Source organism: Opacimonas viscosa (assembly GCF_024199005.1).
GTDB lineage: Bacteria > Pseudomonadota > Gammaproteobacteria > Enterobacterales > Alteromonadaceae > Opacimonas > Opacimonas viscosa.
The window spans coordinates 62,994-78,053 of the sequence record NZ_JANATA010000007.1; the positions used below are offsets into that span (position 1 = coordinate 62,994).

13 protein-coding genes are annotated in these 15,060 nt (G+C 42.3%); 10 read left to right on the forward strand and 3 right to left on the reverse strand.

Annotated features, from left to right (window positions below):
* Positions 1–22 precede the first annotated feature (22 nt).
* A complete protein-coding gene (groL, locus tag NLF92_RS05610; protein ID WP_254099684.1) occupies positions 23–1,669 on the forward strand; it encodes a chaperonin GroEL in 1,647 nt (548 codons plus the stop codon).
* A gap of 117 nt (positions 1,670–1,786) precedes the next feature.
* Here the strand turns inward: groL and NLF92_RS05615 are convergent, their stop codons facing one another.
* Positions 1,787–2,767, reverse strand: coding sequence for a GGDEF domain-containing response regulator (locus tag NLF92_RS05615; protein ID WP_254099686.1), 981 nt, complete (start codon positions 2,765–2,767; stop codon positions 1,787–1,789).
* A gap of 210 nt (positions 2,768–2,977) precedes the next feature.
* On the opposite strand from NLF92_RS05615, the gene speA reads away from it, so the two are divergent.
* The 9 genes from speA (at position 2,978) to NLF92_RS05660 (ending at position 13,328) form a co-directional block, all read left to right on the forward strand.
* A complete protein-coding gene (speA, locus tag NLF92_RS05620; protein WP_254099688.1) occupies positions 2,978–4,903 on the forward strand; it encodes a biosynthetic arginine decarboxylase in 1,926 nt (641 codons plus the stop codon).
* Between the two features lie 46 nt (positions 4,904–4,949).
* Complete coding sequence (locus NLF92_RS05625; protein ID WP_254099690.1) at positions 4,950–5,834, forward strand: DNA-3-methyladenine glycosylase 2; 885 nt, start codon at positions 4,950–4,952, stop codon at positions 5,832–5,834.
* Positions 5,835–5,837: 3 nt separating this feature from the next.
* Complete coding sequence (locus NLF92_RS05630; RefSeq protein ID WP_254099692.1) at positions 5,838–6,302, forward strand: methylated-DNA--[protein]-cysteine S-methyltransferase; 465 nt, start codon at positions 5,838–5,840, stop codon at positions 6,300–6,302.
* Positions 6,283–7,167, forward strand: a complete 885-nt coding sequence (locus NLF92_RS05635) for a DMT family transporter (protein ID WP_254099694.1) — start codon at positions 6,283–6,285, stop codon at positions 7,165–7,167. Before NLF92_RS05630 ends, NLF92_RS05635 begins: the two co-directional genes overlap by 20 nt.
* Before the next feature lie 68 nt (positions 7,168–7,235).
* The gene (gene glmU, locus NLF92_RS05640) at positions 7,236–8,594 is read left to right on the forward strand and encodes a bifunctional UDP-N-acetylglucosamine diphosphorylase/glucosamine-1-phosphate N-acetyltransferase GlmU (protein ID WP_254099696.1); all 1,359 of its coding nucleotides are present in this window, start codon (positions 7,236–7,238) and stop codon (positions 8,592–8,594) included.
* A 229-nt stretch (positions 8,595–8,823) separates the two neighbouring features.
* On the forward strand, positions 8,824–9,591 hold the full coding sequence (locus NLF92_RS05645; protein WP_254099698.1) for a DeoR/GlpR family DNA-binding transcription regulator: 768 nt from the start codon (positions 8,824–8,826) through the stop codon (positions 9,589–9,591).
* Between the two features lies 1 nt (position 9,592).
* Positions 9,593–11,425: a glutamine--fructose-6-phosphate transaminase (isomerizing) gene (gene glmS, locus NLF92_RS05650; protein ID WP_254099700.1), complete on the forward strand. Its 1,833-nt coding sequence runs from the start codon at positions 9,593–9,595 to the stop codon at positions 11,423–11,425.
* Positions 11,426–11,632: 207 nt separating this feature from the next.
* The gene (locus NLF92_RS05655) at positions 11,633–12,136 is read left to right on the forward strand and encodes a manganese efflux pump MntP (RefSeq protein WP_254099702.1); all 504 of its coding nucleotides are present in this window, start codon (positions 11,633–11,635) and stop codon (positions 12,134–12,136) included.
* Between the two features lie 13 nt (positions 12,137–12,149).
* Positions 12,150–13,328, forward strand: coding sequence for a serine hydrolase domain-containing protein (locus tag NLF92_RS05660; RefSeq protein ID WP_254099704.1), 1,179 nt, complete (start codon positions 12,150–12,152; stop codon positions 13,326–13,328).
* A 127-nt stretch (positions 13,329–13,455) separates the two neighbouring features.
* Here the strand turns inward: NLF92_RS05660 and NLF92_RS05665 are convergent, their stop codons facing one another.
* On the reverse strand, positions 13,456–13,797 hold the full coding sequence (locus NLF92_RS05665; protein ID WP_254099706.1) for a hypothetical protein: 342 nt from the start codon (positions 13,795–13,797) through the stop codon (positions 13,456–13,458).
* A 61-nt stretch (positions 13,798–13,858) separates the two neighbouring features.
* Positions 13,859–14,893, reverse strand: coding sequence for a ribosome biogenesis GTPase YlqF (gene ylqF, locus NLF92_RS05670; protein ID WP_254099708.1), 1,035 nt, complete (start codon positions 14,891–14,893; stop codon positions 13,859–13,861).
* Positions 14,894–15,060: the final 167 nt, after the last annotated feature.

The following is a 15,060-nucleotide window of genomic DNA, read 5'->3' on the forward strand; positions in this document are numbered from 1 at the left end:
AACATATTTAGAGGAATTAAACATGTCAGCAAAAGAAGTACGTTTTTCTGATGACGCTCGTGGCAAAATGCTCAACGGCGTAAATATTTTAGCAAATGCAGTAAAAGTAACATTAGGTCCTAAAGGTCGTAATGTTGTTTTAGATAAATCATTTGGCGCACCTACGATCACTAAAGACGGTGTATCAGTAGCGAAAGAGATCGAATTAGAAGATAAATTCGAAAATATGGGCGCACAAATGGTCAAAGAAGTTGCGTCAAAAGCCAACGATGAAGCGGGTGACGGAACAACTACTGCGACGGTATTGGCTCAGGCTATCGTCACAGAAGGTTTAAAATCTGTAGCTGCAGGTATCAACCCAATGGACCTTAAGCGTGGTATCGATAAAGCGGTAACTGCTGCGGTTGAAGAGTTAAAAGGTCTATCAACTCCTTGTGCTGATAACAAATCAATAGCTCAAGTAGGTACTATCTCTGCAAACTCTGACTCTGTTGTAGGTGATATTATCGCTGAAGCGATGGATAAAGTTGGCAAAGAAGGCGTTATTACTGTCGAAGAAGGTCAAGCTTTACAGAATGAGCTAGACGTAGTTGAAGGTATGCAGTTCGACCGTGGTTACTTATCTCCTTATTTCATCAACAACCAAGAAAACGGTACTGTTGAATTAGAAGCGCCGTACATCTTATTAGTAGATAAGAAAGTTTCTAACATTCGTGAGTTATTACCGACTTTAGAAGCTGTCGCAAAAACATCAAAACCGTTATTGATTATTGCTGAAGATGTAGAAGGCGAAGCGTTAGCAACATTGGTTGTGAACAACATGCGTGGTATCGTTAAAGTATCGGCTGTTAAAGCACCTGGTTTCGGCGACCGTCGTAAAGCAATGTTACAAGACATCGCGATCTTAACTGGTGGTACAGTGATTTCTGAAGAAATCGGTCTAGAGTTAGAAAAAGTGACTTTAGAAGATTTAGGTACAGCTAAACGCGTTGTAATTAATAAAGACAATACAACTGTTGTTGACGGTGCAGGCGAGCAGGCTGGTATCGAAGCACGTTGTGGTCAAATCCGTGCGCAAATCGAAGAGTCTTCTTCAGATTACGACAAAGAAAAACTCCAAGAACGCCTAGCTAAATTAGCTGGTGGTGTTGCAGTTATCAAAGTTGGCGCAGCGACTGAAGTTGAAATGAAAGAGAAGAAAGCGCGTGTTGAAGATGCATTACATGCAACGCGTGCAGCGGTAGAAGAAGGTGTGGTCCCTGGTGGTGGCGTCGCATTAGTCCGTGTAGCTGCTAAATTAGCAGACTTACAAGGCGACAATGAAGAGCAAACATTAGGTGTTAAATTAGCACTTCGTGCAATGGAAGCGCCAATGCGCCAAATCGCAACTAATGCCGGTGCAGAAGCATCTGTTGTCGTGAACGAAGTGAAGAGTGGTTCTGCTAACTATGGTTACAACGCCGGTAACGATACATTCGGTGATATGTTAGAAATGGGTATCCTAGATCCAACTAAAGTGACTCGTTCTTCTTTACAGTTTGCGTCTTCAATCGCAAGCTTAATGATCACAACAGAAGCCATGGTTGCAGATGCACCAAAAGAAGATGCACCAGCAATGCCTGATATGGGCGGCATGGGTGGTATGGGCGGTATGGGCGGCATGATGTAAGACTACCGCGATACAATAACGCATCGTTATATGTAGAAAAAAACCCGTTAAATTTGTGTTTAACGGGTTTTTTAATGCGCTTTATTTACATGAGCTGGTATTATCATAGAGTAGTGCTTAACCGAGTTCATGAATAGCACGCTGCCCACTTTCATCCGCAATATCATTATACGTACTCCACATATTCCCACCCAAAGATTGCGCAAAAGCTAGAGCTTGCTCAGCATTTTTATGCAGTAAAGAATAGTCGGAGTTATCATCTGGATAGATTGCTGCAATGCCAATACTGATTGTGATATGGGTTGACGAACCATTAGGTTCAAGCCAGACATCTACTTCGGTCAATGAGGCAATGATTTCCTTGGCAATACCCGCACTATAGGATAAGTGGCTATCAGACAGCACAATAGCAAAATAGCCATCATCGATATGGGCGACGATATCCCCAGGCCGATTGCCAATTCTGCGTAATACATTGGCCACTGCGAGAGCGGCAGTCTGTTTAAAATAATTGCCATGGAGCTCTATTAATTCAGCAAAGTGATCAATAGCACAGTGCATCAATGTAAGGGGGTAATCGAAACGTTTACAGTTCATCCACTCTTTGTAAAACTCATCGATGTAGTAGTTGTTGTTGTACAAATTAGTGACAGGATGCAAGGCAGGTAAATTTTCAATTTCTTGTGATTGTCTGTTGAGTTTTGTATGAAGTTTGATGCGTAAAGCTAATTCAACGGGATCTACAGGTTTGTTGATAAAGTCGACACCGCCCAGATTAAATGCACGAGTTTTGATTCGGGTAGAGGTAGAAGACGAGATAAAAATGAGCGGTATATGCTTAGTACTTGGGTTTGTCTTAAGTTTTTGGCTAAGCTGAAATCCGTCAATATCAGGCATAAATATATCTAATAAAATGATATCAGGTTGGGGCATTTGTTGCGCAAAAAAAATCGCTTCGGTTGCAGACAACGAAAAAATCACCTCGAATTCATCCGACAGGTTCGCTAACATTACCTGTAGGTCAAGAGGGTTATCATCGACAAATAACACACGCAGTTTATTGTTGACGAAGTTGGTAGGTGAAAACGGCGCTTGCATTTTTAGTCTTCAGTATGTTTTTTCTACTTTAAGTGTAGAAAAAAATTTTCATAATGCAATTTCTCCATAGATAAAAATCAATAATATTGTAAATGTTTTTACTACTTACTCTTTAGCAATCATGATTTAATGCTAGTGTATCTTACTCAACAAGTTATATAATTGTAGGCTGTATTCCAGGACATAACCCAAAAACGATAAGGGCTTGTTATGACCGCACCGATTAAGACCCAATGGCAGCTAGAAGATGCTGACGCGTTATATGGAATTTCGAAATGGGGCGCAGGCTATTTTGGCCTAAACAAACAAGGTAATGTTTGTGTAACACCGGATCCTACCAAAGATCATCTGCAAATTGATTTTGCAGCAGTGATCGAGGAGATCAAACAAGAAAACATCCAATTCCCAGTAGTGGTCCGTTTCCATGATGTGTTGCGCAATCAAGTCGCCCAGCTTAATGAAACGTTTCAAAAGATCATCGCTGAGGCGAATTATCAGGGGTTGTACCGAGGGGTTTATCCTGTAAAAGTCAATCAGATGCGAGAGGTTGTCGAAGAGATTGTTGAAGCCGGCGCACCTTATCACTACGGCTTGGAAGCGGGTTCAAAAGCTGAGTTGTTGACGGTTATGGCGTATAACACGACTCATGATGCCTTAACTATTTTGAATGGATACAAAGACGAAGAGTTCATGCACTTAGCATTATTAGCGCAGCGTCTTGGCCGCAAAGTCGTTATCGTCATTGAGAAATTTTCTGAATTGCATCTGATTGTTAAAGTAGCTAAAGAAATTGGGATCGATCCCATCATTGGTGTGCGTGCCAAAATGTCTGTTAAAGGGCGCGGTAAATGGGAAGGCTCTGGCGGTGATCGGGCAAAATTTGGTTTAACGATCAGTGAAATTATCAATGCTGCGCGCTTGCTTAAAAGCCAAGATATGGGGCATTGTTTACAGCTTTTACATTTCCATATTGGTAGTCAATTAACCGATATTCGTGCGGTAAAAGAGGCAATAAATGAAGGTGCATTGATTTATGCAGAGATGCATCACCTTGGTTTCCCTTTGCAATATGTGGATATCGGTGGCGGTCTTGGTATTGATTATGATGGGACTAAATCCACCAGTGATTCTTCGCGAAATTATACGCTAGATGAGTATGTTGCGGACGTTGTATATGGTATGCAAGAAGTCTGTGATTTAGAAAAAGTCCCACATCCGACGTTGGTTAGTGAATCTGGTCGTGCCATCACAGCACACCATTCTTGTGTTATTACTGAAATTGTTGGTGAAATTCGTCCTGATAGTGCCGAAGTTTCGGTTGAAGCGGTCTCAGGTGAACATATCCTGGTAACGAATATGCGTGAGTTAGCGCAAAACATGGATACCATGGAAAATACCCAAGAAATCTACAACGATGCTTCCCAATACAAAGAACAAGCCAGTGATGCTTTTAAGTTCCGTGTTGTCGATATTGAAGAGTTGGCGAAAGTCGAAACCTTGTATTGGCAGATCATGAACCGTTTACGTATCCGATTACAAGGTGCGGAATTTGTCCCAGAAGAGCTCCAGACACTTGATTTTGATTTATCGAGTCAGTATCTATGTAATTTTTCGATTTTCCAATCTGCGGCGGATACCTGGGCAATAGATCAAATTCTTCCTGTCATTCCATTAACTAGGCATTTGGAGAAACCAACGGTGAATTGCTCGTTAGTCGATATCACCTGTGACTCTGACGGTAAACTTGACAAGTTTACCGTTGGTCGTGAGATTTCCAATGTGATCCCCATGCATGCTTTGAACCGCGAAGAGGATTATTATCTTGGCCTGTTTCTTACTGGTGCATATCAAGATGTAATGGGCGATATGCACAATTTATTTGGTCGTTTGAACGAAGTGCATATATTTAGTTATGATGATGATCCTGATGATTTTTATATTGAAGAAATCGTTCGAGGCTCTTCTGTTGAAAATGTGTTGTCCATTATGCAATACAACCCATCCTCGATGGCCAAAGATGTCAAACGCTTGATTGATAAAGAAGTGTCCGCAGGGAATATCAAACCAAGGGAAGGTGTTAAATTGACAGATTTTTATGAAAATTGTTTGTCAGGTTATACCTACCTTAAGCGTTAGTTGACCCTGATATCAAAGCTAAGTTTTCCTGTATTTGGGGGTGAGTGTGTCACAATTATGTGTCATAAACTGTTTTGCAGATTATCACTGGCCCTCAGTCAGAGACTTTTTAGCAAGACGTGTGATTGGGTCTCTAGAGCACGTTGGCGATGTCACGTATTCCCGTCAGGTTGCTGAGGGAACATTAGTCGCGGAGTACGTTCCGTCAGAAAATAAATTTCTGGTCAAACTCCTAGAAGAAACCGACATGACTGAATCGCATGGATTGCTTCATTATCGAACCAATATGATTCGCGTGCTGGGTTGTTTAACCCCTTGGAATGAAGTGCGTGATGCATTAGTTTTGGCCGGTGTACCGAGACAGCGTATTCATCATGGTTTGTCTATTGTTGGCGTATGGTCACCTTTTGAAGCTTTATTAAGAGCGATTTGTGGCCAACAAGTTTCAGTAATGGCCGCTGTTACTCAAGTGAACCGCGTTGTTGCATTAGCCTTGCAAACACAAGCTGCCCTGCGATTAGCAGCTAAGCCTACAACTGTCGCGGTAGATGATGAGCCAAATTCAATTTGCCGTGGTATCCCTGCGTTAGATATTTTTGTTAGAACAGACTTCTCTAGTTTAAAAATGCCCGAAAGACGTAAACAAACATTAATCGATAGCATTATGTGGTGGCAGCAAAATATGCCTGAAACTGACTCTGCCTTGGATAGTTTGTTAACAGTGAAAGGTATTGGTCCTTGGACCGTAAACTATGTTCGCTTGCGTGGCTTTGCTGAAACAGACGTCATGTTAGATAATGACCTTATTGTACGACAGCAGTTAGACAAACACGCATTAAATACAAGTGCGGCTAAGCCTTGGCGGAGTTATCTTTGCTTGTTGTTATGGGAATGGTCTACATTAGAAAAACAGCAGAAAAAGGAGGGATAATAAATGACGTATTTACAATATATGCAGACTGAGTTGTCTTGGTTATGTATCAGTGCTAATGCAGACGGGCTCACCGCTGTTGAGTTTTGTTCTGCCCCGACAGATTCAGTTGAAGCTCAACCCAATCAACATACTCAGCAAGCATGTACCGAACTTGCTGCTTATTTTGCTGGGAGTTTACACGAATTTACGGTTCCCTTAGCCGCTCAAGGTACCCATTTCCAACATTCAGTGTGGTCAGCTTTGGGTACTATTCCGTTCGGTCAAACCTGCTCCTATTTGGATATTGCCACCAAGATTAATAATCCTAAAGGCGTCAGAGCAGTGGGTTTAGCCAATGGGAAAAATCCGATTGCGATTATTGTACCTTGTCATCGAGTAATTGGTAAAAATGGCAAATTAACAGGCTATGCCAGTGGTTTAGACAATAAATCATGGTTGTTGGAGCATGAAGCAAAATATGCCTAATATTGAGCTCGCAAAATTGATGTTTTTGGGCATGATCTGGGGAGCCTCATTTATGTTGATGCGTATCTCTGTAGTCGAGTTTGGGGTGTGGGCTATGGTCGAAATCCGTGCCTTATTAGCGACACTCGTCTTGTTACCTTTTGTCATATATAAAAAGCAGATCAAAGATATGCTACGATATTGGCAGCCTATTACAGTGATTGGCTTAACTAATACGGCAATTCCATTTTGTTTGTTTGGATATGGCAGTATACATCTACCAGCTGCGCTGACTTCACTGTTGAACGGAACTGCACCTTTATTTGGTGCTTTGTTAGCGTGGTTGTGGCTGCGTGATAGAATTTCACATCTGGCGAAGTTAGGTTTTTTGTGTGGTTTTGTCGGTGTGTATTTACTGAGTTATGATGCTTTGTCCTTTCAGGGCGTGAGCCTGTTACCTGTCTTTGCCTGTTTAGGTGCTACTTTCTGTTATGGCTGGGCCATTTGTTACATGAAAAAGCATCTGCAAGGGGTGAAACCATTAGCCATTGCCATGGGTTCTCAAGCGGTTTCTGCTTTAGTGCTACTGCCCTTGGTCTTGCTTTACCCTCCGGCAGTGCTACCTTCAATTGAAGCATGGACAGCGGTTCTACTACTCGCTGCAGTATGTACTGGCGTCGCATATATTTTGTATTTCGATTTGATTATGAAGGTCGGTCCTGGCAAGGCCCTCTATGTTGGGTATTTGGTTCCTTTGTTTGGTTTAATTTGGGGAGCAATGCTATTAAATGAAGTTATCACGCCGATAATGATTGTTGGCGGTAGTGTCATTTTATTTGGCATTGCACTGACCTCTGGGTTGATAGGTTCTAAGAAAATCACTTAGATGAGCAACTAACATTTTGTAACGGATTATTGTAAAATCCCGCGTAATTTATATTTAAAGGAATTTCCATGTCACTTTCTGTTGTGATCCTCGCTGCCGGGAAAGGCACTCGCATGAAATCAAGCCTGCCAAAGGTATTGCATCCCATTGCAGGGAAACCTATGGTGCAACGTATCATCGATTCGGTAAAGGCCTTAGGCGCTGAGCAAATTAATCTCATTTATGGGCATGGTGCAGAACTTCTTAAAGAACGTATCGATGAACCGACCTTAAACTGGTGTTTGCAATCTGAGCAGCTTGGTACGGGGCATGCGGTACAACAAGCTGAACCTCACATTCGTGATACCGATGATGTCCTGATTTTGGTGGGCGATGCTCCGTTAATTAAAACCGAAACACTACAGCGTTTGGTCGACGTAAAAGCGAGCGCAGATTTTGCCTTATTAACTGTGCATTTGGATGATCCAACCGGTATGGGACGTATTATCCGAGATGGTGATAATATTTCTGCGATTGTGGAGCATAAAGATGCTTCGCCAGAACAGTTAGCGATCAATGAAATCAACACTGGAATGATGTTGATGAATGGCGCTGATTTAAAACGGTGGTTAGGCGCATTATCCAATGATAATGCCCAAGGTGAATATTATTTAACAGACGTGATCGAGATGGCCGCCAAAGAAGGTAAACGCATTCGCGCGGCACACCCTGTCCAAGCACATGAGGTTGAAGGGGTAAATAACCGCGTCCAGCTTGCTCGTTTAGAGCGGGCTTTTCAGTTAGAACAAGCGGAATTAGCCATGCTGGGCGGAGCGACTTTAGCTGATCCAACACGTTTTGATGTGCGTGGTGAATTGACGGTCGGTAACGATGTCAGTATCGATGTCAATTGTGTCTTCGAAGGTCATGTTGTCTTAGGTGATAATGTGGTCATTGGCCAAAACTGCCTGTTACAAAATTGTACTGTTGCGGCCGGAACGGTCATTGAAGCCAACTCGATTATCCAGGATGCAGAAGTTGACGCAAACTGCCAAGTCGGCCCTTATGCACGTTTACGTCCTGGCGCCAAGATGCACGAAGGCTCCAAAGTCGGTAACTTTGTAGAAATGAAGAAAACGATCCTCGGCCGCGGTGCCAAAGCGAATCACTTGACATATTTAGGTGATGCCATTGTGGGGGCCAATGCCAATATCGGAGCAGGGACGATTACTTGTAATTATGATGGTGTGAATAAGTCCAAAACAGTAATAGGGACGAATGCCTTTGTTGGTTCGAATTCCTCTTTAGTCGCACCAGTATCGATTGGTGATAACGCCACTGTGGGTGCCGGTTCAACGATCAGCAAAGATGTCGAAAATGATAATTTAGCCATAGCACGTGCAAAGCAACGCGAAATTGCAAACTGGCCAAGACCGACTAAGAAGTAATAATTTGTCAGATATTGATTAGGGGCTTATGCCCCTTTTTTTTGTGCCCTGAAAAGTCGGGCACGAGTGATTTAACATATAACGGGAGCTAAAAATATAGCATTTACTTTCACTTCGAAACTAAATAATTGATTAATGGTACTTTTCCTGTAAATTTCTTTACAAAACGAAACTTTTATTTATAATCTTGCGTTTTCAATATTCCGATAAAAAATCCAATAAATCTTTGATGAAAGCGACTAATCCAAAAATTAAGTTGATAAAAGAGACACTCATCACAAACGGTTCAGTGAATGTATTAACACTTGCCAAAGATTTATCCGTGTCTGAAGTTTCGATTCGAAAGTATCTATCTGAATTAGAAAAGCAGCAATTTTGTATTCGGACGCATGGTGGTGCTGTATTAGTTCAGCAAGTATCTCGGGCAAACGACGTATTAGCATTTGATCAGAAAAAAGCTGACATAGCCGCATTGGCGGCCAGTTTAATCCCTGCCGGTGCACGAATTATCCTCGATAGTGGAACCACTACCGCGCAGATGTTACCGTTTTTACAAAAAATCCCGAATCTGGTTGTGATGACGAACTCTTTACCTGTTGCGACGGCACTGACCGAATACAGTAAAAATGCGACAGTACTTATGTGTGGTGGTACATGGGATCCTATGTCGCAGTCATTTCAAGGGCAGATGTCTGAAAAAATGATTGCTTCTTACAATTTTGAGATGGCTTTTGTTGGGGCCTCTGGGATTGATTTAGCCCAAGGGACCACGACATTTCACGAGTTAACCAAACTTTCTCAAGTCATGTCGACCGTGTCTGAACAAACGATTGTACTAGCTGAATCGAACAAGCTGAGTAAAAAAATGCCAAATTTAGAGTTACCTTGGGCAAACATATCGACTTTGGTAACCGATAACCTAATTAATGAAGATGCAGTGCATCAAATCGAGCAAAAGGGTGTTGTGGTCAGAACAACATCACAAAAGGAGAAGTAATATGTGTGGGATCGTTGGTGCGGTTGCAGAACGTAATGTTGTTGAGATCTTGTTGGAAGGCTTGAAGCGTCTTGAATATCGTGGTTACGATTCAGCCGGTGTGGCGTTATTGAGTGCCGATGGTACATATAATCGCGTGCGTCGTACAGGTAAAGTCCAAGCCCTAGCAGATGCTATCACACCCGAAAATGGTGTTGGTTCAACGGGGATTGCACATACACGCTGGGCAACCCATGGCGGTGTAACAGAGAACAACGCTCACCCACATTATTCTACAAATCGTATTTCTGTCGTGCATAACGGCATCATTGAAAACTTTCAAGAATTGCGTGCTGATTTAGTGCACAAAGGTTATGAGATTAGTACAGACACAGATACCGAAACCATCGCACATACGGTGCATTCATTATTGGACGAACATGCTTCATTGTTAAGTGCGGTACAAGCTGCCGTGAAGAAGTTCGAAGGGGCATATGGTACGGTGATTATGGATCAACATGATCCTTCTCGCGTTATTGTCGCTCGTTCAGGTTCACCATTGGTTATTGGTTTGGGTTTAGGTGAAAACTTCATTGCATCTGACCAAATGGCACTATTACCTGTCACTCGTCGTTTTATGTTTTTAGAAGAAGGCGATGTTGCAGAAATTACACGTCGTGAGGTGACCGTTTTTGATAAAAATGGTCAGCCAGTTGAACGCGAGATCATTGAATCTAACGTAGAACATGATGCGGGCGACAAAGGTCAGTACCGTCATTATATGTTAAAAGAAATCCATGAACAGCCTTCTGTGGTTCGTAATGCATTGGCAGGACGTGTGAACGCTGAAGGTATCACTAAAGGCATCTTTGGCGAAAACGCAGATGAGTTGTTGGCCAGCGTCAAGCATGTCCAAATCATTGCGTGTGGTACTAGTTATCACGCCGGTATGACCGCACGTTATTGGTTAGAGCAATATGCTAATGTATCGTGTAATGTGGAGATTGCTTCTGAGTTTAGATATCGCAAGTCGGTTGTCCATCCCAATAGCTTGTTAGTCACGATCTCTCAATCAGGTGAAACTGCGGATACTTTAGCAGCGTTACGCTTGGCACAAGAGTCTGGTTATATGTCGAGTTTGACGATTTGTAACGTAGCAGGATCGTCTTTGGTGCGCGAGTCAGATATGGCGTTTATGACTAAAGCAGGAGCTGAAATTGGAGTTGCTTCGACGAAAGCGTTTACGACTCAGTTAACGGCATTCTTGTTGTTGACTTTGGCGATTGGTGAGCACAATGGTTTATCTGCAGAAGATAAAGAGGATATTTTAGCTGGCTTACAAAGTTTACCGGCAAAATTAGAAGAAACGTTACTACTGACGGATGGTATAGAAGCGTTAGCAGAAGAGTTTGCGGATAAACACCACTCGTTATTCTTGGGTCGTGGTGAGCAATATCCGATTGCGATGGAAGGGGCATTAAAGCTCAAGGAAATTTCATATATTCACGCTGAAGCATATGCATCAGGTGAATTGAAACACGGTCCTTTGGCCTTAATCGATGATGAAATGCCAGTCATCGTAGTGGCACCTAATAATGAGTTGTTAGAGAAGCTGAAGTCTAATGTAGAGGAAGTGCGTGCCCGTGGTGGTATCATGTATGTGTTTGCTGACAAAGATGCTCAGTTCGCCTCTGACGATACGATGCGTGTGATTTCTGTACCACATTGTCACGCGTCTATTGCTCCGATCATATATACAATTCCATTACAGTTATTATCTTATTATGTGGCTTTGATCAAAGGCACAGATGTGGATCAGCCTCGTAACTTAGCAAAATCAGTTACCGTGGAGTAAGTTCCTTTTCAGAGGTTACTAATTTATCCTAAAAATACAGGGTGTTAGTAACCTCAAATTGTACCAAATTTCTTTTTTCCCTACATTGCTACCAACTCTTTAGAAGCCTAGCCAAGTTCACTGCCTGACAGCTATAATGAAAGTACCTTTTACTAGAAAGAGTCATTCCGCATTTTTGAATTTTTTGTATTAGCAGTCGCCCTCAGTATGGATTCATTTGCAGTATCGGTCAGTATAGGGACTAAGCATGCCACCAATAAGCGATATTTAGGTCTATACTTAGGTTTATATTTTGCAATCTTTCATGTATGCATGTTGTTATTGGGTCACGCTACAGGTTCTGGGCTGTACCAATGGATTGCACCATATGCGAGCTTACTTGCCGCCCTTTTATTGATCTTTTTGGGAGGTAAAGCGATTTACGGATCCTATTGTGATGGTCCAGATAAAACGCCCGTCAATATATCCCATAAGCTAATGCTACTAGTTGCTTTTGCTACCAGTATTGATGCTATAGCAGCTGGATTTACACTAAAATTATTTGATATTTCGGTATTTGCCGCGAGTAGCGTCATTGCTATTATTGTGTTTCTGTTCAGTGGATTGGGGACACTGATTGGTGCAAAAAGTGGCACATATTTAGCTGACAAAGCAGAAATATTAGGAGGGATTGTGTTAATGTTGATAGGGTTTAAAATTTTCCTAGTCTAGATTGGAGACGTATATGCGTAAATGGTTAATCGGTATCCCAGTTGTTATTGCTCTCATTGGCACTTTTATTTGGTTGAATACTGACCGTCACTTACGTTATTTACTCCTTAATCCTCCTGCTGACATCAACGTGCTGTTCTGGACTACCCAACAAAGAGACGCAGGATTTCGCTCTTTAGACAGTCTGCCAGTGGTACCCAAAAACATAATTTATACGAGCTCAAACGTTAGTCCTTTACCTGCTGGTTCACCTTTGGCGCTTACAGACGCTGAGCTGGATAGCTTTATGGAGGAACTGCGTGTGGCTGGTGTAATTGTCCTGCACCGAGGTCAAGTTCGTCTAGAACGCTATGGGCTGGGTATGGATAAGGATGATAAATGGACGAGCTTCTCGGTCGCGAAGTCTTTCACCTCAACGTTGGTTGGCGCAGCTATCAAAGACGGTTATATCAAAAGCCTGGATGACAAAGTCACGGATTATATTCCATCCATGCAGGGCAGTGCCTATGATGCGGTAAGTATAGAGCAATTGCTCACAATGACTTCGGGTATTGCTTGGAATGAAGATTATTCTGATATTCATTCTGACGTTTCTAAATTCAATTTTCATACTCCTGAGCCTGGTGTAGATGCAATAGCGAGCTACATGCGCCAATTACCTAGAGCTGTTGAGCCGGGTACACGCTGGTTATACAGTACCGGTGAAACCAATTTAATTGGTTTATTGGTCAGCCAAGCTACGGGTAAATCGTTGGCTTCCTACTTAACTGAAAAAGTCTGGCAAAAGATTGGTACTGAACACAATGCCTCTTGGGTATTAGGGCCGTCTGGTAGTGAAATCGGTGGTTGTTGTGTACAAGCAACCGTACGCGATTATTTGCGCTTTGCCCAGTTTGTTATGCACGGAGCTAAAGTCGATGGTACCTCTATTGTTCCAGACGACTGGTTTGCTAAAGCAACTACCCAACAAGCGGATATCGGGTCAGACAAAAAGGGTTATGGATTTCAATGGTGGACGAATAATGATGGAAGTTTTGAAGCGCGAGGGATTTTTGGTCAAGGGCTATTTATTGATCCTAACAACGACCTAGTAATTGCTCTAAATGCCAATTGGCCCAAAGCCGGTGGCAAGAAATATGCGAAAGGTCGTGAAGCTTTTTACCGTCGGGTGCAAAGCTTAGTGTCACAATAGTCTGCTCAGCTCCTGTTTTCAGATATTAATGAGTATTCCTATTTTGCTGCAGAGTCAATTTTGTAATATGCCAAAAGTAACATGGGATAAGTGTTTTTCGGGGCGTGCAAATAGGAATCATCAAATCCTATAAATAGCGCCGTTCAGCGCCTTCAGCATTATTATCAAAGCGACAGAGTTTTGCAGTGTGTGTGATGTGTCTATCAAGTTCTTCAGTGATCCCAGATAAACCCAAACAGATTAATTGTACTAGCTGAGCTTGTTCGCCGTTCTCTTTGGCGATGGCCTGTTGTTCTGCATCAACAAATACGCACACGACCTGTAGGCTATGTGGGAAATCGCTGTAATCGACCAAGTGCGTGAGCCATGCAAAACCGCCAATGGTGACTTCTGCTTGCTCACAAACCGCTTGCAAAGAACGAGTGATTCCTTGGTCTATTTGTCGTTGCTGTTTTGCGCTTAAATCCATTTTTATGGAGCCTTGATAAGATATTTATTTCTGTTAAGTATTTCTCGTTGGTAGTGAAAGCTTAGCGTCTTTTCTTCTTTTGCTTATTAATTTCTTGTTGTCGCGCTTTATCTCTAGCACTTTGTTCACCACGTTTTTTAGTACGGACTTCTTTGCGATCATGTTTATCAGGTGTCAGCGAACCATCCTTGAAACGTTCTTTGCGTTTGAGCTTATCCGCTGCTTTCTTCTCGGCAATACGCGCCACCTCTGCAAGCTCAGCTTCGATCATAGCGGGCGTTTCTAAGCTCACAGGTCCTAATTTACCTGTTCTAAACTCACCAATCAGCAATTCACAAATTTTATGCAGATTAACGCGACCACCTGTCATAATTGCACCACGAGTTTTAGCGGCTGATTCTAAAAATTCGATCTCAGTATCAGGGATATGATCCAACTTAAATCGTGTTTTCAGATATTCAGGGTAGGCCTTAATCAAATAATCTGCTGCAAAAAAACCGATATCATCATACTCCAACGCTGTATCTTTTACCGCGCCAGAAATCCCTAAACGATAACCAGAATTAGGGTTTAAAAACTTCGGCCATAACACGCCAGGGGTATCTAATAAGACAATCCCACTGCCTAGGTTAATACGTTGTTGATTTTTGGTCACACCAGCTTCATTACCTGTTTTGGCAATCACACGATCAGCCAGAATATTCACAATCGTTGATTTTCCGACATTGGGGATCCCAATGATCATGGCGGTAATGTTTTTAATGGATTTATTTTTGGCTGCACACGTCTGACGAATGAGTTCAATGATGTGCTTGGTATTACCTTTGTCTTCTAGAGACGTCGTATAGGTTTTTATAGAACGGTCTTGCTCTAGGTGTGCTTGCCATTCTGCTGTCAATTCGGGGTCGGCTAAATCCGATTTATTAAAAATCTTTAGACAAGGTTTGTCCCCACGTAGGCGAGCAATTTCAGGATTTTCACTAGAATAAGGAAGACGAGCATCGAGTACCTCGATCAATATATCAACCGTACTAAGAGCTTCTTGCATCTCTTTTAGGGCTTTATGCATATGCCCTGGAAACCAATGAACCGCCATGAACCTTTTCCTACTCGATTAAATGTATGAGCTTAGTTTGCCCGAAATAATAATATGGATGTAGGGTACTACACCTTGCTGGTTTAGTCTGATAAAACTGTCGAGTAACCTCACCATAACAGTACTGTTATACATAGACACCTCACTCATTACGTTTGCATCAACGA

Bases quoted from the DNA above. Each gene is read 5' to 3' on its own strand.
- speA (WP_254099688.1), top strand. From the start codon at position 2,978: ATGACCGCACCGATTAAGACCCAATGGCAGCTAGAAGATGCTGACGCG.
- NLF92_RS05655 (WP_254099702.1), top strand. From the start codon at position 11,633: ATGGATTCATTTGCAGTATCGGTCAGTATAGGGACTAAGCATGCCACC.
- NLF92_RS05615 (WP_254099686.1), bottom strand. From the start codon at position 2,767: ATGCAAGCGCCGTTTTCACCTACCAACTTCGTCAACAATAAACTGCGT.
- ylqF (WP_254099708.1), bottom strand. From the start codon at position 14,893: ATGGCGGTTCATTGGTTTCCAGGGCATATGCATAAAGCCCTAAAAGAG.
- NLF92_RS05630 (WP_254099692.1), top strand. From the start codon at position 5,838: ATGACGTATTTACAATATATGCAGACTGAGTTGTCTTGGTTATGTATC.
- NLF92_RS05665 (WP_254099706.1), bottom strand. From the start codon at position 13,797: ATGGATTTAAGCGCAAAACAGCAACGACAAATAGACCAAGGAATCACT.
- NLF92_RS05635 (WP_254099694.1), top strand. From the start codon at position 6,283: ATGAAGCAAAATATGCCTAATATTGAGCTCGCAAAATTGATGTTTTTG.
- groL (WP_254099684.1), top strand. From the start codon at position 23: ATGTCAGCAAAAGAAGTACGTTTTTCTGATGACGCTCGTGGCAAAATG.
- NLF92_RS05645 (WP_254099698.1), top strand. From the start codon at position 8,824: ATGAAAGCGACTAATCCAAAAATTAAGTTGATAAAAGAGACACTCATC.
- glmS (WP_254099700.1), top strand. From the start codon at position 9,593: ATGTGTGGGATCGTTGGTGCGGTTGCAGAACGTAATGTTGTTGAGATC.
- NLF92_RS05660 (WP_254099704.1), top strand. From the start codon at position 12,150: ATGCGTAAATGGTTAATCGGTATCCCAGTTGTTATTGCTCTCATTGGC.
- glmU (WP_254099696.1), top strand. From the start codon at position 7,236: ATGTCACTTTCTGTTGTGATCCTCGCTGCCGGGAAAGGCACTCGCATG.